Origin of the sequence: Microbacterium sp. MMO-10 (assembly GCF_037148715.1) — a bacterium.
In the GTDB taxonomy this organism is placed as follows: domain Bacteria; phylum Actinomycetota; class Actinomycetes; order Actinomycetales; family Microbacteriaceae; genus Microbacterium.
The window spans coordinates 756,217-774,759 of sequence record NZ_JBBCSV010000003.1; the positions used below are offsets into that span (position 1 = coordinate 756,217).

Below are 18,543 nucleotides of genomic sequence, written 5' to 3' on the forward strand. Positions count from 1 at the left end.
GTGGTGATTAAAGACGATGAAGTCGCACCGCAGCGACGCCTCCGCTCCGAGATCCCATCCCTCGTTCTGACAGGAAGCACACATGCACATCACGCGCGCACTCCGTGTCGCCGCCGCGGTCGTCGCCGTCGGCGCGGCCGCCGCCCTCGCCGGCTGCTCGTCCTCTTCCGGCAGCGCCGAACCGGGGAAGAAGGGCGATCTCACCACGGTCAAGGTCGCCACGATCGGGCTCACCTCCGACGGCAGCCTGCTGACCGGGATGGCGAAGGGGTTCTTCGCCGATGAAGGGCTCAAGATCGAGACCTCGATCGTCGCGAACCCGCCCGCCGGCCTCGCCGCCGCCCAGAGCGGCCAGGTCGACATCGCGTACTCGCCCAGCATCCCGCTGCTCAACGCTCTCAGCCAGGGCGTGAAGATGAAGGTCGTCGCCCCCGCCGACGGCTACCCGGATGCGGCGACGAGCGCCTCCGACCCCGCGGCGTTCGACGACACCGGCCTGTTCGCGAGCGCGTCCAGCGGCATCACCTCGGTGAAGGAACTGGCGGGCAAGACGATCGCGATCCCGGCCCGCAAGGCCCAGCTCGAGGTGGTCATCGCGGAGCAGCTCAAGAAGAACGGCATCGACCCGGCGACGGGCGTCAAATGGGTCGTGCTCGACTTCACCTCGGCCGTCGCCGCCCTGAAGAGCGGCAACGTCGACGCGGCGGGGCTGGTCAGCCCCTTCACCGCGCAGGCGCTCTCGGCGGGCAACCCCCAGCTCGCCGCGCCGTCGATCGGCTTCTTCGAGACCGGTGCGACCGGGCTGTGGACGGCGGGCGACGCGACCGTGACCTCGAAGAAGGACGTCGTCAGCGCCTTCCAGCGCGCGATCGCGAAGTCCAACGAGTACGCGACCGCGCATCCCGAGGAGGCCATCAAGGCCGGCCTCGCCTACACGAAGTCGACGCTTTCGGTCGACGAGGTCAAGGTTCCGGTCTGGCCCGCCACGGTGACCGAGCAGGATCTGCAGCGCCCGAACGACAAGATGGTGGATCTCGGGTTCCTGAAGAAGCCGGTCGACCTCACGGGCGTCATCCTCACGAAGTGACGACCGTGACCCGCTCCCGCATCCTCCCTGCGCTGCTCGGCGCGGCCGGCGCCCTGACCGCACTCGTGGTGTGGCAGCTGGCCGCGACGGTCGGCCCGCTCGCCGGTGCGCCGCTGCCCTCCGCCCTCGAGGCGCTGGGCGCGGCGGGCCGGCTGCTGGGCACGCCGCAGCTCTGGCAGGCGACGGCGGACACCCTGGTCATGGCCCTCACCGGGCTCATCGCCGCCGCGATCGTCGGCGTGCTGCTGGGCATCGCGATCGGATCCTCTCCGCTCGCGATGCACGCGACCAGGGTGCCGCTGGAGTTCCTCAAGCCGATCCCGCCCATCGTGATCCTCCCGGTCGTGGTGCTCGTGCTCGGCCCCACGTCGGGGATGGGGACCTTCCTCGTCTTCTTCGGCTCCTTCATCGCCATCGCCGTGCAGTCCTCCGCGGGCGTCTTCGACACCGACCCGGTGGCCCGCGCGACGGGGGCGTCCTACGGGATGAGCCGGGGCGAGATCCTCACCCGGATCGTGATCCCGAGCGCGCTGCCGTACATCGGCACCGCGCTCCGGGTCGCGGCGCCCACCTCGCTCGTCATCGCCGTCGTCGCGGGCCTCCTCGGAGGAGGACCGGGGCTGGGCCAGAGCCTGCTCATGTCGCAGATCTCCGGCAACCAGCCCGAGCTGTTCGGCTACGTGCTGATCCTCGGCGTGCTCGGCCTGCTCATCCAGGGGCTCAGCCAGTGGGGCGAGCGCCGGCTCCTGCACTGGCACCCGCAGTACCGGAAGGCGGAACACGCATGACCCTCACCACCTCCGTGCAGACCAGCGCGCGGCTCCGGCGCGGGCGCCGGCTGAGCTCCGCGCCGCGCTGGCTGCTGATCCTCGTCGAGATCGCGGTCCCCGTGGTCCTCATCGCGCTGTGGTGGATCGCCTCGGCGGGATCCACGAACACGTTCTTCCCGCCGCTGTCCGCGATCCTCACCCGCCTCGGCGAGCTCATCGGAACCCCCGCGTTCCTCGGCGACATCGGCATCTCGGTGCTGAACCTCGTCGTGTCGTTCCTCATCGCGACGGTCGTCGGCGTGCTGCTGGGGTGCGCGCTGGGGCTCATCGCCCCGCTCAGCTGGTTCGTCGAGCCGACGATCCACTTCTTCCGGGCGATCCCGCCGGTCGCACTCGTGCCGATCTTCGTCTCGCTCATCGGCTTCGGCAACGGCACGCGCATCCTCTCGATCTCGCTCGCGGCGCTCTTCCCGATCCTCATCTCCACGATCGACGGAGTGCGGGCGGGAGAGCCCACGCTGCAGATGGTGGGGCGGGTCTATCGGCTCACCCGCACCGAGCGGCTGTTCCAGGTGACGCTGCCGGCCGCGAGCCCGCGGATCCTCTCCGGCATGCAGGTGAGCCTCATCACCGCGTTCGTCGTGATGATCGCGAGCGAGATGCTCGGATCCTCCGCGGGCCTGGGGGCCGCGACCCTGCTCGCGCAGCAGTCCTTCGCGATCGCCGACATGTGGGCGGGCATCATCGTGCTCGGCGTGCTCGGCTACCTGTCCACCGCCCTGTTCGTCCTATTCCGCCGCGCCGTCCTGCGCTGGTACATCGCCTCACAACAACTGGAGAAGAGCGAATGAGCCTTACCACCAGCCCCCGGCTCAGCGTCCAGGGCCTCGCCAAGACCTATCGCACCAAGAGCGGTGACGTGCCGGTCATCGCCGACCTCACCTTCGACGTGCAGGCCGGCGAGGTGGCCTGCATCGTCGGGCCGTCCGGCATCGGCAAGACCACGCTGCTGAAGTGCCTCACCGGCCTGCAGCCGATCACGGCCGGATCCGCCCGCATCGACGGGAAGGAGATCGACGGGCCGCCCGAGGAGATGGCCCTCGTCTTCCAGGAGTACACGCGCTCGCTCATGCCGTGGCTCACGGTCGAGAAGAACGTGCGACTGCCCCTCCGCCACCTCCGGCTGAGCGCCGCGGAACGGGAGGAGCGCATCACGTCGGCGCTCGCCGCGGTCGGGCTCGCCGGCGCGGGCGCGAAGTACCCGTGGCAGCTCTCCGGCGGCATGCAGCAGCGCGTCGCGATCGCCCGCGCGATCGCCTACCGTCCCGAGGTGCTCGTGATGGACGAGCCCTTCGCCTCCGTCGACGCGCAGACCCGGTTCGAGCTCGAGGATCTGTGTCTGCGGATCCGCGAGCAGTTCGGCATGACGATCCTCGTCGTGACCCACGACATCGACGAGGCCGTGTACCTCTCGGATCGGGTCATCGTGCTCGGCGAGCGGCCCGCCCGGGTGACCGAGATCATCGAGATCGACTTCGGCGGTCCTCGCGACCAGCTGGAGACGCGGGCGACGGCGAAGTTCGCCGAGCTCCGCACCCGCATCTTCGGCCTCATCCGGAAGGCGGGCTGAATGGACCGCGCTGCTCGCGGCTACGAGGGCTTCCCCGGGCGGATCGGCGAGTTCACCTCCGAATCGGATCCCGCCTGGCGGGCGCGGCCGACCGCGCCCGAGGGGGCGCCGAACATCGTCGTCATGCTCGTCGACGACCTCGGCTTCAGCGACCTCGGGCCGTTCGGCGGCGAGATCCGGACGCCCGTCATCGACGGCCTGGCCGCCGACGGCTGGTTGTTCACGAACTACCGCACGGCGCCCATGTGCTCCCCGGCCCGGGCTGCGCTGCTCACCGGACTGAACCCGCACCGGGCCGGGTTCGGCTTCGTCGCCCACATCGATCCCGGCTACCCCGGGTTCGCCTGCGAGCTGCCGGCGGATGCGCCGACGCTCGCGGAGTCGCTGCGCGCCGGCGGCTACGCGACCTTCATGGTCGGCAAGTGGCACCTGACGGTCGAGTCGCGGCTGCACGACGGCGCGGACCGGTCGTCGTGGCCGCTGCAGCGCGGCTTCGACCGCTACTTCGGGTCGATGGACGGCTTCACCTCGCTGCATCACCCGCACCGGCTCGTCCAGGACAACTCGGTGGTCGACGTCGCCGAGTTCCCGGAGGGCTTCTTCCTCACCGACGAGCTGACCGATCGCGCGATCGGGATGATCGACGAGCTCCGCGTGAACGAGCGCCGCAAGCCCTTCTTCCTCTACTACGCGCACACCTCGGTGCACGGGCCGATCCAGGCCAAAGAGGAGGACATCGAGCGCTATCGCGGCCACTACGAGCGCGGCTGGAACGCCGTGCGGGAGGAGCGCTTCGCGCGTCAGCGCGCCCGCGGCATCGTGCCCGCGCATGCCGAGCTGCCCGGGGATCCGCTCGCGGACGGCGACCGGATCCCGCACTGGGACGACCTCGGCCCCGACGAGCGGGCGCTCTTCGCCCGCCACATGGAGGTCTACGCCGCCGCCGTCGACGAGATCGATCAGAGCGTCGGGCGCCTGCTCGCCCGGCTCGACGAGCTGGGCGAGCGCGAGAACACGATCATCGTGATCGCGAGCGACAACGGGGGGACGGCCGAGGGCGGCCCGACCGGCACGCGCAGCTACTTCTCCCAGTTCGGGCTGCACGGGGCGGTGCCCGAGGGATGGGTGAACGACGTGCCCCGCGAACTCTCCGAGATCGGCGGTCCCCGGCTCTACGGGCAGTACCCGACGGGCTGGGCCCGGGTGTCGAACACCCCGTTCCGGTCGTTCAAGTCGAGCACCTACGAGGGCGGAGTGCATGCCCCGCTCGTGATCTCCTGGCCCGCCGGCGCGGCCTCGCCCGGACTCAGGGACCAGTTCGTCTTCGTCTCCGATCTCGCCCCGACGCTGCTCGAGCTCGCGGGCGTCGCGCGTCCGGAGCGATGGAACGGCGCGGAGGCCCCCGAGGTCGACGGCGACAGCATCGCCGGAATACTCGCGGATCCGGCCGCGCCGGGGCGCGAGCAGCAGTACTTCGAGTGCGTCGGCCGGCGGGCGCTGGTCGAGGGGGAGTGGAAGGCGGTCTCGCCGATCCCGCCGACGCGCGCCCAGGGCGCCGCCGGGGGCACGTGGGAGCTCTACCACCTGCCGAGCGACCCGACCGAGACGCGCGATCGTGCGGCGACGGAGCCCTCGAAGGTGCGGGCGCTCGCGGAGCGCTGGCGCGAGGAGGCCTGGCGCAACACCGTGTTCCCGCTGGACGACGACGGCACCCTGCACGCGGTGCGCCCCGGGACCGAGGCCCCGCTCTCGGAGCCGGTCGAGCTCGTGCCGTTCCGTCCGCCGCTCGAGCGGTTCCGCTCGGCGCGGCTCACCGTGCTGCGTTCCTTCGAGGTTCACGCCGAGCTCGACCTCGGCCCCGGCGCGGAGGGCGTCCTGCTCGCGCACGGCGACCAGGGCGGCGGGTACCTCCTCGCCCTGGACGGCGACGAGCTGCTGCTCTCCTACAACGCTTACGGCGCGATGCGCCGCGTGCGCACGAGCGCTCCGGGATCCGGCCGTCACCGCATCGTCCTGCGGGTGCGGGCCGACCTCGGTCTGCGCTGGAGCCTCGCGCTCGATGTGGACGGCGTCGAGCGCATCAGCCTCGACGACGTGCCGATGCTCGTCGGCATGGCCCCGTTCACCGGCATCAGCGTGGGCTACGACTACGGCGGCCCGGTGGACTGGGAGATCTACGAGCGGCACCGCTCCTTCCGCTTCTCCGGCGGCCGGATCCTCTCCCTGCGCTACGTGCCGGGGGAGTCGTCACCCGAGGACGCGACCGTGCTCCGCGCGATCGAGCAGGAGATGCGCGACCTCGTGGACTGAGGTGCGCGGGGTCTTCGTCGGCAGGCAAGGCCGCATCCGCGCCCGGAGTCAGGACGGTGCGAGGAGGTTCGCGCTGTAGGGGACGCGCAGGGTCTCGGCGAAACGCTCGAAGAGCGCGGGGTCGCCTGCGAGCTCGACCGCGCCGGTGGCGACCGCGTCTTGTGCGCTCAGTGTCCCGGCGAGCACATCGCGGATCCCCGGCCCTGCGGTGATTTCGAGGTCGGCGTGCTCGACGAACCCGGGGTCGGCGGTGATGGCGCCGCCGCGCATCACGACGTGCGACTCCACCTCGCCGACCCGCACGTTGTACGTCGTGTCCCAGTCCGCGGGCACGACCGTGTCACCCGCCGCCACCCGGAGCGCCGCGGTGATCGACGCCGTCGTCACGATCTCCCCCTCACGGGGCAGGCGCATCCCGCCCGCGCCCCAGCGCGACAGCGCCTCCAGGGCCGGTCCGAGCTCCTGGCCGCGCGGCGTGAGGCCGTAGACGACGGAGCGCTCCGCGCCGACCGGGGCCGCCCGCTCGACGATGCCCTCGTCCTCGAGCTCTTTGAGCCGGGTCGCCAGGGTGTTGGTGGGGATGCCCGGGAGGCCGGCGGCGAGATCCGAGTAGCGTCGCGGCCCCACGCTGAGGTCGCGCAGGATCAGCAGCGTCCAGCGCTGCCCCACGATCTCCGCCGCGCGGGCCAGGCCGCAGAACTGGCCGTAGTGCTGATTCGTCATGGATCTCAGATTACCACTTGACTTCATTATTTGTAGTGTGCTTTATTTTTTGCAGTAACCCGGATTCGGGCTCCCCAGGAGAAGGAGAAGGACATGACCGCCACCATCGCCCCGCCCGAGGTCGACGCCTCGTCGGATGCCGGCTCCGCCCGGGAGGCGCGCAACCGCACCGCGCTGCGGCTGCTCCTCGCCGCCGTGTTCGTCGTGTTCCTGAACGAGACGATGATGGCCGTCGCGCTGCCTCGCATCCAGGAGTCCCTGCACATCGATGCGACGCGCGGGCAGTGGCTCACCACGGCGTTCGCCTTGACCATGGCCGTCGTCATCCCGACCACCGGATGGCTGATGCAGCGCCTGCGCACCCGTACCGTGTTCGCTCTCGCGATGTCGAGCTTCGTCGTCGGCACGGTGATCGCCGCCCTGTCGCCGGTCTTCGAGATGCTCGTCGTCGGACGGGTCGTCCAGGCCACGGGCACGGCGGTGATGATGCCCCTCATGATGACGACCGTGATGACGATCGTTCCCGCCCACGAGCGCGGCCGGGTGATGGGGCGCGTCTCGATCGTCATGTCGGTGGCTCCGGCCGTCGGCCCCATCGTCTCCGGCGCCCTCATCCAGGTGCTGCCGTGGCAGGGGCTGTTCTGGGTGATGCTGCCGATCGCGCTCGCGATGCTCGCCATCGGGATCCGTCGGATCCCGAACGTGTCGGAGACCCGCGCCGTCCCGCTGGACGTGCTCTCGGTGGTGCTCGCTGCGCTCGCCTTCTCGGCCCTGGTGTTCGGTCTCAGCCAGATCGGCGCGGCGGCGGTCGGCCAGGCGGCGCTGCAGCCGTGGATCCCGATCGTGGTCGGGCTCCTGACGCTCGGCCTCTTCGGCTGGCGGCAGGCCGTCCTGCAGCGCACCGATGCGGCCCTCCTGGATCTGCGGACCTTCCGCTCGCGGGACTTCGCCGTAGCGGTGGCGATGATGACGGTCGGCATGGTCTCGCTGTTCGGCGCCTTCATCGTGCTGCCCCAGTTCGCGCGCTACACGCTCGGTCTCGATCCGCTGTGGGTGGGCGCGATCCTGCTCCCCGGAGGACTGCTGATGGGGCTCGCGGGGCCCTCCGTCGGGCGGCTCTACGATCGGTTCGGGCCGCGTCCGCTCGTGATCCCGGGGTCGCTCGGGCTGGCCGCGTCGCTGTGGACCCTCGCGCTGGGTCTCGGCGAGTACTCGTCCTGGGTGGTTCTGCTCGGCGCGCACATCGTCCTGATGCTCTCGCTCGCCTTCCTGTTCACCCCGGCGTTCAGCTCCTCGCTCGGCTCTCTCGCTCCGCACCTCTACTCCCACGGCAGCGCCACGATCGCGACGCTGCAGCAGGTCGCCGGCGCGGCCGGCACCGCGATCTTCGTGGCCCTCTACGCCACCGGCGTCGCTACCACGGGGGCGGCGAACCTCGAGCTGCCCTCGCCGGCCGCCGCCGCGCACGGCTCGCACCTCGCGTTCCTCGCCGGAGCGATCCTCTCGTTCGTCGTCATCGCACTCGCCCTGTGCGTGCGCCGGCCCGCGGCCGCCGAAGCGCCGGATGCGCCGGAGGCGGTTGCCTGAACCGTCGACGCCCCCTCGGAGAACCCGGGCCCCCTCGCACAGACGTCTCTGCGAGGGGGCCCGGATGCTGCGAGGGGGCCTCGACGGAGGAGGGCGCGCAAGCGCGCGCGGGGGTCAGTCGTCCAGCAGGGCGGCGGCGTACATCGGGCGGGCGGCGTCGGCGCTCGGCGGATGGAACAGCCCCGCCGTCGCGTCGCGGTACAGCCGGCTCAGCTCGTGGCCGTTGTCGAAGCCGGCCCCGCCCGTGCACATCAGGGCGGCCTCCGCCGTGCGACGGGCGGCGGTCGAGGCGTTCAGGCGTGCGCTCACGAGCAGCAGCGGCCAGCGCGCGCCGTGATCGACGCGCTCGTCGAAGTCGCGGCAGTACGCCTCCAGCTGCGCGGGGACCGCCAGGTAATCGAGGTGGGCGTCGGCGAGCCGGGTGCGCGACTCGGGCACCTCGGCGTAGGTCGCGCCCGCCTTGGCCGACCGGCGCTTCTTCAGGCCCGCCGCTCCCAGATCGAGCGCGCGGCGCGCGACGCCCGCATAGACGGATCCGATCAGCAGCTGGAAGTTGCTCGTGATCGCGAACGTGAGCAGATCCGGCACACGGCCGACGGCGATGCGGCGGTTCACCCGCTCCGGTTCCATGCGCACGTCGGTGAGGATCGTGGCCCGGCTCTGCGAGGCGCGCATGCCCATCACGTCCCACTGGTCGGACACGGCGATGCCCTCTGCTCCGCGCTCGAGGAAGCCGTAGACGAGCATCGGCTCCTCCGGATCCGTGTCGTCCCTGCCGTGCGTGATCAGGCGCGTCCAGACGGGGGAGAGCGAGGTGAAGATCTTGACGCCGGTGAGTGTGTAGCCGCCGTCGGGCTGCGGGACCGCGACGGTCTTCGAGTCCTGCATGACCCAGTCGTTGGACGGCTCGCTGATCCCGAACGCGAAGACCTCGCCCGCCATCGCCTCGGTGAACACGACGTCGAGGGAGTGGTCGCCGCGGTCGGCCAGGGCCTTCGCGACGCCGGTGCACATGAGATGCATGTTCACCGCGAGCGCGGTCGCGGGGGCCGCGGTCGCAAGGCGCTGCTGCAGGTGGGAGACCTCGTCGAGGCTCAGTCCGGGCCCTCCGTGCTCCTCGGGCACGAACAGCAGCAGATAGCCGCGATCGGCGAGCTCGGCGAAGTCCTCGTCGAAGAACCGGTTCTCGCGGTCATACACCGCCGCGCGCTCGCGGAACCGCTCCAGGAGATCGTCCGGGAGATACCGCTCGGCGAGCTCGGCGTGGCGGGTGAGACGGTCAGTCATCGTGCCTCCAGGTGTTCGAAGATGAGGGCGCCGTTGTGGCCGCCGAAGCCGAACGACGGCGACAGCACCCGGCGCAGCGCGACGGAACGGGCCTCGCGGACGATGTCCCAGTCCGCGAACTCGGGGTCGTCGAGGTTGATCGTGGGCGGGATCAGGCCGGTCCGCAGCGACTGGATCGCGAGGACCGCCTCGACGGCCCCGGACGCGCCGAGCAGGTGCCCCGTGCTCGACTTCGTCGCCGTGATCGGGATCCGCCGCGCGCGGTCGCCGAAGACGGCGTGGAGCCCCGCGAGCTCGGCCGCGTCGCCGACCGGAGTGCCGGTGCCGTGCGCGTTGACGTGGTCTATGCCGTCCGCGGCATGCGGATCCAGTCCGGCGTCGGCGAGAGCCGCGGCGACGGCCGCCGCGGCTCCGCGGCCCTGCGGATGCGGGGCCGTGGGGTGGTGCGCGTCGCTCGACTCGCCGAACCCGGAGAGAACGGCGAGGGGCTCGGCGCGCCGGGCGAGGGCCGAGTCCTCGGCCTCGAGCAGCAGCGCGGCGGCGCCCTGGGCCATCACGAAGCCGCGGCGCCCGCGGTCGAACGGACGGCTGGCCGCGGCCGGATCCGCCTCATAGCCGCTCGCGAGCGCGCGCAGGTTCGCGTTCGCGGCGAGGTTGACCGGGTTCAGGCAGTCCTCCATGCCGACCACGAGCACGGCGTCGGCATAGCCGTGGCGGATGCGGCGCAGCGCGTCGCCGAGGGCGATCGCGCTGGACGCGCAGGTCGCCGTCACCCCGTGCGCCGTGCCGCGCGCGCCGTAGCGCTCGCTGAGCAGGGCGGCCGCTGCGTCGGGGGCGCCGTGAACGACCAGGCTCAGGGGCACGCCGCGCGGGCCGCGCGCGTCGATCGCGCGGGTGGCGGCCTGCATCTGGTCGATGGGACCGGATCCCGTCGCGGCGAGGACGGCGGTGCGGGTCGCGTCCCAGGGGAGCGGAGCACCGGCGCGCAGGGCGGCGGTGTCGACACCGGCCTGGGCGAGGGCCTGATCCGCGGCGGCGATCGCCCAGAGCTGGGCGGGGCTGAGGCGGCGGCTCAGCGGCGGCTCCACGAGGCCGGTCGCATCGAAGCCGCGCACGGCGCCCCCGATCCGCACGGCCAGGCCCTCGAACTCCGGGGCGTCGAGCGCCGTGATCGCACTGCGGCCCGCGACGACCGCCTCCCAGAGCGAGGGCACGTCGAGCCCGCTCGGCGTGAGGGCGCCGAGGCCGGTGACGACGACGCGCCGGCCGGCCGTCACAGCCGGACCCCTTCGCCGCGCTCGATGAGCGCGGTGGTCTCGGGGCGGCGGATCTTGCCGCCCGCGGTGCGGGGGATCCGATCGAGCCGGTACCAGCGACGCGGCACGAACTGCGGGGCCAGGCGGTCGCGCGCCCAGGCCTGCAGGTCTGCCTTCGACGGGGTAGACGCGCCCTCGACCACGAGCGCCACGACGGCGCCGAGGCGCGGATCGGGAAGCGCGATCGCGCACACCGCGCCGAGCCCCGGCATGCCGTCGAAGGCGCGCTCGATCTCGGGCAGCGAGACCTTGTGACCGCCGGTGGCGACGATGTCGCCCGCGCGTCCGGCCAGTTGCAGCCGCCCCTCCGTCATCCGGCCCATGTCGTGCACCGTCGCCCAGCCGTCGGGGCCGCGCAGCACGGCGTCCGTCGTGGCGGCGAGGTAGCCGTCCGAGCAGGCGGCGGCGCGGATCCACAGCGTGCCGAGCTCACCGTCGGGCACGGGCTGTCCGGAATCGTCGCGGATCTCGGCCGCCACCTCCTCGTACACGTCCAGCAGCGTGCCGTCGCCTCCCCGGCTGTCGCCGATGAAGCCGATCTCGGCGGCGCCGTAGTAGCTGATCAGGCGCACGTGCGGCAGCGCGGCGGCGAGGCCGTCGCGCAGCGCCGCGGGGAGGTTCGCCCCGCCGGTCACGACGAGGTCCAGCCCGGCGAACGCGTGCGGGTCGCGGCGGGCCGCATCGATGAGCACCTGCACCACGGCCGGCACGGCGACGATCCGGGTGATCCCCTCGGTCGCGACGCGGTCCGCCAGGCGTGCGGCGTCGAACGCGTCGGCGAGGTGGGCGCCGCCGCCGGTCGCGAGGCATTCGATGAGCGCGTACAGCGTGAGACTGTACGACAGGGGTCCGGGGGCGAGCGTCTCGACGCCGGGGCGCGGCTCGAGGTGCGCGCTCGAGACGGCGACGTTCTCGCGGTACTGGCGCCGGGTCTTCAGGAACGCCTTCGGGTCGCTCGTGGTGCCCGAGGAGAACAGCAGCAGGAACGCCTCGTCGCCGTCGCGGGCCGTCGGGGGATCCGCAGGGATCGCCGCCTGCTCGCGGTCAAGGAACTCGGCGAGGGGGAGCACCGTGCCGCTCCATCCGGCGTCGCCGAGCGCCGACGCGAAGGCGGCGTCGTCGCTGATCACGAGCCCGATCCCCGCGGCGGTCACGACGTGCACGCGGTGCGCGAGCGGCCATTGCGGGTCGATCGTCGCGGACACCGCGCGGTATCCGGCGAGCCCCGCGACGATCCGGGCGGCGTGGAACGCGCTCGCGATGCTGACCGCGGTGATCGGGATGCCCGCGGTCTCCGGGGCGGGCGCCGGAGGGGCGGCCTGGTCGCGATGCGCCGCGTCCACGACGGCGAACACGCGACGCGAGTCCTCGACGAGGCCGGCGTAGTCGAGGACGCCGTCGGCGCCCACGATGGCGGGCTGCGCAGGATGCCGCGCGGCGGTGGAGAGCACGGTCGTGGTGATCGGCATGACCCACCCTTCCCGTGACGCGGGCGCGGCCGGCCCGGGTCCGGCTTCCCGATCCAGTGTAGGACCGGGCGGCGGGCGCAGGACCGCCGCGAGTCAGTCCGCGCCGGCCCCGTCGTGCAGGAGGGCGACCGCCGACGCGAGCGTGTCGCCGTCCGGGATCCGTCCCTCGGGGCTCAGCAGCCAGAGGATCCCGAGGCCCTGGGAGAGCACGAACTCCAGCTGCCCGAGCGCCAGCGCCTGCTCGGGCGTGAGGTCGGGGTAGGCCGCGACGAGGCCTTCGGCGACGCCCCGGTACCCCTCCTCGACGGCGGCCTGCATGCGGGTCAGCGCGGACGGGTCCCGCATCATGCGCACGGCGTTCTCCATGCTGGCCAGCAGGGTCTCGCGGTTGGCCGCGAACACGTCGGGCATGCGGTTCCACAGGGCGGCGAAACCGGCGAGGCGGGGGAGGTCCTTCGCCTCGACGATGGCGGCCTCCATGCCGTCCCCGATCCCGGTGCCCAGCGTGTCCAGGAGCGCCTCGGTGACGAGCTGATCCTTCGAGCCGAAGTGATACCCGATCGCCGCGAGGCTCACCCCCGCGGCCTGGGCGATGTCGCGGGCGGTGGCGTTCGCGACGCCCCGCTCGACGATGACGCGGCGGGCTCCGGCGAGCAGATCCTCACGATTTCCCATGCCGTCATCCTAGGCAGGATTTAGACGCTTGTACTAGACACGCGTCTCAGGCTCGTGTAGACATATGTCTTAGACAAACGTCTAAATCACTCGTACCGAGGAGAACGTCATGTCCGCACCCCACGTCCTCATCTCCGGCGCCGGCATCGCCGGGATCGCCACGGCCCTGCAGCTCGTCCGCAGCGGGATCAGCACGACGGTCGTCGAGCGCGCGCCCGGGCCGCGCCCGGGTGGCCAGGCCGTCGATCTGCGCGGCGCGAGCCGCGAGGCTGCGGAGCGCATGGGGCTCATGCCCGGCATCGGCGCCCGCCGGCTGCACGAGAAGGGGATGGTCTACGTCGACGGACGCGGGCGCTCCTACGGACGCATGCCGGTCGAGCTCTTCGACGGGCGCGGCGCGGTCGCCGACGTCGAGATCGCCCGCGGAGATCTGAACCAGGTGCTCCTGGATGCGCTCGCCGAGGCCGCCGCAGCGTCTCCGGGGCTCCTCTCGCTGCGCTACGGCGACCGGATCGAGGCGCTCATGCAGGACGACGCCGGTGTCGAGGTGCGCTTCGGGTCGGGAGGAACGGAGCGCTTCGACGCCGTCCTCGGCGCCGACGGGGTGCACTCGGCGACGCGGCGGCTGGCCTTCGGGCCGGAGGGGGGCTTCGCCACGCGGCTCGGCGGCTACGCGGCGTTCTTCACGATGCCCACTCCGGCCGGCATCGAGGACGGCTGGTTCTCGATGCGGATCGTGCCGGGCGCGATGCTCGGGATCCGCCCCGACCGGGATCCGGCGACGTCGAAGGCGATGCTCACGCTGCGCGTCGGTCACGATGCCGCGCTGCGCGGCGATCGCGCCGCGCAGGAGGCGCTGATCCGCCGGCTCATCGAGGGTGCCGGGTGGCAGGCGCCCGCCGTGCTCGCGGCGATGGGCGACGCGGAGGACTTCTACTTCGACGAGCTCGCGAGGGTCGACGTGCCGGACGTCGCGAACGGCCGCGTCGCGCTCGTGGGCGACGCCGGATACTGCGGAACGCCCCTCAGCGGCATGGGCACGGCGATGGCGCTCGTGGGGGCGTACGTGCTCGCCGGCGAGCTCTCCGATGCGTGCGCGGAGGACGTGCCCGCGGCGCTCGCCCGCTACGCGCGGCGGATCGAGCCCTTCATCGCCGACGGCAAGAAGATCCCGTTCGGCAGTCTCGAGCGCGCGGTCCCGGCGTCGCGCGCGGGAGCGGTGCTGGGCCGGCTCACGACCCGCGTGATGCTGTCCCGGCCGTTGCGTCCGCTGATGAAGCGCGCCTTCGCCGAGAACGCGACCGATGCTCTCCCGCTGCCGGTGGCCGGGGCGGACGCCGCCCGCGCCGCCGGGTGAGACGGCCCGCACTCGCGCCGCCGCCTGAGACGGCCCGGGCGCGGCCCGCATTCGGCCCGCACTCGGGGCGCACTCGGCCTGCGACCGGCGCTCCGTGCGCCTTGCATCCTCTTGCGATGCAAGATAGCTTGTCAGGCATGACAGCGGACGTCGGGGCGCAGATGCGCAAGGGCGTGGTGGAGTACTGCGTGCTCGGCCTGCTCGCGCGCGGCCCGATGTACGGCTGGGAGCTCTCGGAGCGGCTGATCGCCGAGGGCCTCATCGCCAGCATCGGCACGCTCTATCCCCTGCTGTCGCGGCTGCGGCAGAGCGGCTGGGTGCGCACGTTCGAGCGCCCCTCGGAGTCGGGTCCCGTGAGGCGCTACTACGAGCTCACCGAGGACGGCGTGCGGCAGCTGGCGCAGTTCCGGACATCCTGGACGCCGTTCGCGCGCAGCGTGGCGGGTCTGATCGCAGAGAGCCCGCCGGCGGCGCGGGCGACCGCAGAGGGGGAAGCATGACCGAGGCCGAGGCGCAGAGCCTGCGCGAGGACTACCTGGGACGACTCGACACCGCGATCGCGGATCTGCCGTGGCGGGTCGCGAACGAGCTGCGCAGCGGCGTCGCGGAGGAGCTCGACGGGCTCGACGCCGCGGAGACGCGGCGGAGGATCGCGCAGCTCGGGGATCCGGCGCGGATCGCCGCAGCCGCGAAGGAGGAGACGGGATCCGCCCCGCCCGCACCGGTCGTCGTCGTGTCCCCGGCACCCGCCCCGCCGGTGAAGTCGGCCATGGTCGACACCAAGTGGTTCGCGATCGTCGGCGCCCTCGTGCTCGGCATCGGCACCTTCCTGTTCCCGGTCGGCGGATGGGTGATCGGGGTGGCGCTGGTCACGTCGAGCCGGTTCTGGTGGCGGTGGGAGAAGGCGGTGGCGATCCTGCTGCCGCTCGCGGTCGGCGTCGTCATCGGGCTGGTCTCGCTCCTCGGCGCGCTCTGGCAGGTCGGCGGGTCGGCCTCGGGTCCCGGCGCCGTGAATCCGCTGCTGCCCTCGGGGCTCGCGATGTGGCACAGCGGGATCCTGCTCGGGTTCTTCACGATCCCGGTCGGCGCCGCCTGGCTGCTCTGGCGCCTGCGAGGGCGGGACGTCCCGCGCCGCTGACGGCGCGCCGCTCCCTGCCGGAACCCGGGCGCCAGGCTCGGAGTCGTACGCCTGCGTCGGAGGGATCCGCGAAAAGGATCCGAAGATCGCGTACATCTCCGAGTCAGGCGTGCACCGCTACGCTCGCGAGGTGAGCGCCGAGACCGTCATCCATGTCACGGCGAACGCACCCTGGCTGCCGCCCGGCGGCCGCGCCGAGGTGATCCGATGCGCCGCGCCGCCGCGGCCCCTGTGCGTCGTGCGGCTGCTGCTGCGTCGGGCCGATCTGGTCTTCTGCACTCCCCGGGCGGACGGAGGCCGGCTCGATCTGCCGATGCGGATCGTGCCCGACGAGGATCAGGACGGGACCGGCACCATCCGCGCACTCGCGGAGGAGATCGTCGGCGCGGATGCCGGCATCCGGTTCGTCGGCGCGGTGCGCAACGTCGTGGGTCGGCCGGTCTCCGGCTATGCCTGGCCTGCACCGCTTGCGCACTTCGGCGTGTGGGAGTCGTCCGCCGCGCCGCGCGGAGACGGCTCCTGGATCGACGTCGCCGACCTGCAGGACCGCCACTGGCACCCCCTCGCCGCGGACTGAGAGACCACTGTCCTCAGGAGGGGCCGCGTGTGCACGCGGGTCTCCTGCGGACGGTGGTCTCTCGTCGGGCGGCCGGGCTCAGTCCGCCGCGTACACCTCGCGTCCGGCGAACCAGGTCGCGAGCACCTGGGCGTCGATGATGGCGTCGGCGGGGCCCGCGATCGCATCGCGGTCCAGCACGACGAAGTCCGCCGACTTCCCGACCTCGAGGGATCCGGTCTCCGCGCCGAGGCCCATCGCGACGGCGGCGTTGCGGGTGAACACCTGCAGCGCCTCCTCGGCGGTGATCGCCTGCTCGGGCCAGAGCGTGCCGGGCGCGCGGCGCAGCGGATCCGCCCGGGTGACGAGTCCCTGTATGCCCTCGAGCGGGTTCGGCGACTCGCTCACGGGCCAGTCGGATCCGCCGGCCACGAGGGCTCCGGCGTCGATGAGGGCGCGGTTCGGCTGGGAATGCTCCGCGCGCTCGCCGAGCACCTCGGTGAGCATCTGCGGGATGATGCCGGGGAACCAGATGAACGGCGAGATGTCGGCAACCACGTCGAGCGCGGCGAGGCGCGGGATGTCGCTGTCCGCGAGGAACTGCCCGTGCGCGATCTGGATCGGCGTGGTGAAGCCGTCGGCGCGCAGCCGCTCGGCGACGTCGAGCACGAGCCGGGCGGAGCCGTCGCCCGTGCAGTGCACCTTGGCGCCGAGGCCCCGCTCGGCGACCTGGCGCAGCCAGCCGTGCAGCTCGTCGAAGGTCATCGTGGTCTCGCCGTGGAAGTGCGCGCCGTGCACCGCGTCCGCGACGTAGGGCTCCAGGAACGAGGCGGTGCGCGCCGGCGGCACCCCGTCCAGGAAGATCTTCACGAAGTCGGGGCGGTGGTGCGCGGTGCGGAACTCCTCGCCGCGCGCGATGAGCGGGGATCCGACCGGGTCGAATCCGAAGATCTCGTCGTTGACGAGCAGCGACGACACCACCCACGCGTCGAGCTCGCCGTCTGCGTCGAGGTCGCGGAGGGCGCCGAGGATGTCGATGGAGACGCCCGCGTCCTGGAACGCGGTGATCCCGTAGCGGTTCGCGAGGTGCACGCCGTGCGCCGACGCCGCCCGGTGCTGCGCGGTGGTGAGTCCGCCGGAACGGTCGTAGGCCTCCTGCACGGGGATCCCGGCCGCTTCGAGCAGCACACCCGTCGGGGTGCCGTCGGCGGGGTCGAGGATCGTGACGCCGCCGGCCGGGATCGTGTCGGGGGTGATGCCGGCGAGCTCGAGCGCGCGCGAGCTCGCCCACCGGTTGTGCCGTGAGTCCTCCGCGATGACGACGGGGCGGCCCCCCGCCGCCTCGTCCAGCCGGAGCCGCACGGCCGTGCTCTGCAGCGACGGCAGCAGGGTTGAGGCGACCACGCCGCCGATGATCCAGGCGTCCTCGGGCAGAGTGGCCGCCTTCTCGCGCACCCGGTCGAGGATCTCGTCCAGAGTGAGCGAGGGCGGCAGGGTGAGTTCGAACAGCTCCGTGCGCCCGGCGAGCGCGTGGTGGTTGTGCACGTCGACGAAGCCGGGGTAGACCGCCGCCCCGCCGAGCTCGAGCACCCGGGTGCCGTCGCCGCGCAGGGCGTCGACCTCGGCGCGGGAGCCGATCGCGGCGATGCGCCCTTCGCGCACGGCGAAGGCCTCGGCGGTCGGGTGGGTCGCGTCCAGGGTGCGGATGACGTCGGCTGCGACGATGAGCTCGGCGGGGGCGGTCGTCATGTCAGGCCCCGGCCGCGGCGGCGTCCTGCGCGCCGAAGTTCGCCGGCTCGAGCTCGGGCGAGTGGTGGGTCACCGAGATCAGGCGGCCCCACGCGCCGAAGGTGAAGTGCGTGGGCACCTCGCCGGTCTCATCGAGGCCGAACAGCACGCCGTGCGAGCGGATCTTCGTGACGTCGCGATGGTCAGCGATCGTGACCGAGGCGCACGGGATGACCTTCTCGCGCCACGCGAACACGTAGATGCCGGGACGGATCTCCCACACGCTGTTCTCGTCGGTGTCGGCGAGCCCGCGCTCGGGACCGGCGAGGCACTGCCAGCTGTACCAGCGCTCCGAGAGGTAGACGTGCTCGTAGGCGTGCTCGGTGCTGTACACCCACTCGACGCGGCGGCCGATCAGCGCGGTCGTGGGGTGCGGCTCGTCGCCGGCGACCTCGGCGCCGTCGATGGTCGCGGTACCGAAGTGGTGCACCACGCGGGTGCGTCCGGGCTCGAGCGTCGGCAGGATCTCGCTGATGATCGACAGCACGCGTCTCGCGCGCAGGTCGATCACGAGGGAGACGGCCTCGTTCGGCAGGTAGCGGTGGTGGAACTGCACGTAGAACAGGTCCTCGTCGACCTCGATCGCCTCGTACGCGTCGGTGTCGGTGGCGGGCGCCGTCGGGTCGCCCTCGCCGGGGGTGTAGGTCCAGGTGACCTCGTCATCGGCGAACCGGTGCGCGATGCGGGTGCCGTTGGGGGCGGTCACGTCGATCTCGCGGCCGGACAGGGCCGTGGTGTGCGGCGCCTTGTTCGCGTCGAAGCCGGGGGCGAGGCCGTCCAGCGGCAGCCAGGTCGAGGTGTCTGCGGGGTTCATGGTGGACATGATGCTCCTTGATGGTGGGTGCGGGGG

At 72.4% G+C, this 18,543-nt stretch carries 17 protein-coding genes; 10 read left to right on the forward strand and 7 right to left on the reverse strand.

Going from position 1 to position 18,543, the window contains the following annotated elements; translation table 11 throughout:
* Window positions 1-82 precede the first annotated feature (82 nt).
* The 5 genes from WFJ17_RS12300 to WFJ17_RS12320 are packed head-to-tail and all read left to right on the forward strand — an operon-like array spanning window position 83 to window position 5,797.
* Window positions 83-1,087 (forward strand): ABC transporter substrate-binding protein, encoded by a 1,005-nt coding sequence (locus WFJ17_RS12300; RefSeq protein ID WP_251438567.1) that lies wholly within the window; start codon window positions 83-85, stop codon window positions 1,085-1,087.
* A complete protein-coding gene (locus WFJ17_RS12305) occupies window positions 1,084-1,875 on the forward strand; it encodes an ABC transporter permease (protein WP_251438566.1) in 792 nt (263 codons plus the stop codon). The genes WFJ17_RS12300 and WFJ17_RS12305 overlap by 4 nt, the downstream gene beginning before the upstream one ends.
* The gene (locus tag WFJ17_RS12310; protein WP_292881826.1) at window positions 1,872-2,708 is read left to right on the forward strand and encodes an ABC transporter permease; all 837 of its coding nucleotides are present in this window, start codon (window positions 1,872-1,874) and stop codon (window positions 2,706-2,708) included. Before WFJ17_RS12305 ends, WFJ17_RS12310 begins: the two co-directional genes overlap by 4 nt.
* Window positions 2,705-3,487, forward strand: a complete 783-nt coding sequence (locus tag WFJ17_RS12315) for an ABC transporter ATP-binding protein (RefSeq protein ID WP_336648566.1) — start codon at window positions 2,705-2,707, stop codon at window positions 3,485-3,487. The genes WFJ17_RS12310 and WFJ17_RS12315 overlap by 4 nt, the downstream gene beginning before the upstream one ends.
* Window positions 3,488-5,797 (forward strand): arylsulfatase, encoded by a 2,310-nt coding sequence (locus WFJ17_RS12320; protein WP_336648567.1) that lies wholly within the window; start codon window positions 3,488-3,490, stop codon window positions 5,795-5,797. It begins immediately after the preceding gene.
* 48 nt (window positions 5,798-5,845) lie between these two features.
* On the opposite strand, the gene WFJ17_RS12325 is transcribed toward WFJ17_RS12320, so the two are convergent.
* A complete protein-coding gene (locus WFJ17_RS12325) occupies window positions 5,846-6,520 on the reverse strand; it encodes a winged helix-turn-helix transcriptional regulator (RefSeq protein WP_336648568.1) in 675 nt (224 codons plus the stop codon).
* A 93-nt stretch (window positions 6,521-6,613) separates the two neighbouring features.
* Between WFJ17_RS12325 and WFJ17_RS12330 the strand changes: the two genes are divergently transcribed.
* Window positions 6,614-8,107, forward strand: a complete 1,494-nt coding sequence (locus tag WFJ17_RS12330) for a DHA2 family efflux MFS transporter permease subunit (RefSeq protein WP_336648569.1) — start codon at window positions 6,614-6,616, stop codon at window positions 8,105-8,107.
* A gap of 114 nt (window positions 8,108-8,221) precedes the next feature.
* Here the strand turns inward: WFJ17_RS12330 and WFJ17_RS12335 are convergent, their stop codons facing one another.
* The 4 genes from WFJ17_RS12335 to WFJ17_RS12350 form a co-directional block, all read right to left on the reverse strand.
* Window positions 8,222-9,394 (reverse strand): acyl-CoA dehydrogenase family protein, encoded by a 1,173-nt coding sequence (locus WFJ17_RS12335; RefSeq protein WP_336648570.1) that lies wholly within the window; start codon window positions 9,392-9,394, stop codon window positions 8,222-8,224.
* Entirely contained in the window at window positions 9,391-10,671 is a 1,281-nt protein-coding gene (locus WFJ17_RS12340) for a beta-ketoacyl-[acyl-carrier-protein] synthase family protein (protein WP_251438559.1), read from the reverse strand. The genes WFJ17_RS12335 and WFJ17_RS12340 overlap by 4 nt, the downstream gene beginning before the upstream one ends.
* A complete protein-coding gene (locus WFJ17_RS12345) occupies window positions 10,668-12,179 on the reverse strand; it encodes a class I adenylate-forming enzyme family protein (RefSeq protein ID WP_336648571.1) in 1,512 nt (503 codons plus the stop codon). The genes WFJ17_RS12340 and WFJ17_RS12345 overlap by 4 nt, the downstream gene beginning before the upstream one ends.
* A gap of 93 nt (window positions 12,180-12,272) precedes the next feature.
* Entirely contained in the window at window positions 12,273-12,854 is a 582-nt protein-coding gene (locus WFJ17_RS12350) for a TetR/AcrR family transcriptional regulator (protein ID WP_336648572.1), read from the reverse strand.
* Between the two features lie 109 nt (window positions 12,855-12,963).
* Here WFJ17_RS12350 and WFJ17_RS12355 point away from each other — a divergent pair, with 109 nt between their 5' ends.
* The 4 genes from WFJ17_RS12355 (at window position 12,964) to WFJ17_RS12370 (ending at window position 15,926) form a co-directional block, all read left to right on the forward strand.
* A complete protein-coding gene (locus WFJ17_RS12355; RefSeq protein WP_336648573.1) occupies window positions 12,964-14,211 on the forward strand; it encodes an FAD-dependent monooxygenase in 1,248 nt (415 codons plus the stop codon).
* Window positions 14,212-14,348: 137 nt separating this feature from the next.
* Window positions 14,349-14,711, forward strand: coding sequence for a PadR family transcriptional regulator (locus WFJ17_RS12360; protein ID WP_251438555.1), 363 nt, complete (start codon window positions 14,349-14,351; stop codon window positions 14,709-14,711).
* Window positions 14,708-15,349, forward strand: a complete 642-nt coding sequence (locus WFJ17_RS12365) for a hypothetical protein (RefSeq protein WP_336648574.1) — start codon at window positions 14,708-14,710, stop codon at window positions 15,347-15,349. Before WFJ17_RS12360 ends, WFJ17_RS12365 begins: the two co-directional genes overlap by 4 nt.
* Before the next feature lie 130 nt (window positions 15,350-15,479).
* Window positions 15,480-15,926 (forward strand): NUDIX hydrolase, encoded by a 447-nt coding sequence (locus tag WFJ17_RS12370; RefSeq protein ID WP_336648575.1) that lies wholly within the window; start codon window positions 15,480-15,482, stop codon window positions 15,924-15,926.
* Window positions 15,927-16,004: 78 nt separating this feature from the next.
* Here the strand turns inward: WFJ17_RS12370 and WFJ17_RS12375 are convergent, their stop codons facing one another.
* Window positions 16,005-17,654 carry an amidohydrolase gene (locus WFJ17_RS12375; protein WP_336648576.1) on the reverse strand — a complete coding sequence of 550 codons (1,650 nt, stop codon included), beginning with the start codon at window positions 17,652-17,654 and terminating at the stop codon, window positions 16,005-16,007.
* Between the two features lies 1 nt (window position 17,655).
* The gene (locus tag WFJ17_RS12380; protein ID WP_336648577.1) at window positions 17,656-18,516 is read right to left on the reverse strand and encodes a MoaF C-terminal domain-containing protein; all 861 of its coding nucleotides are present in this window, start codon (window positions 18,514-18,516) and stop codon (window positions 17,656-17,658) included.
* Window positions 18,517-18,543: the final 27 nt, after the last annotated feature.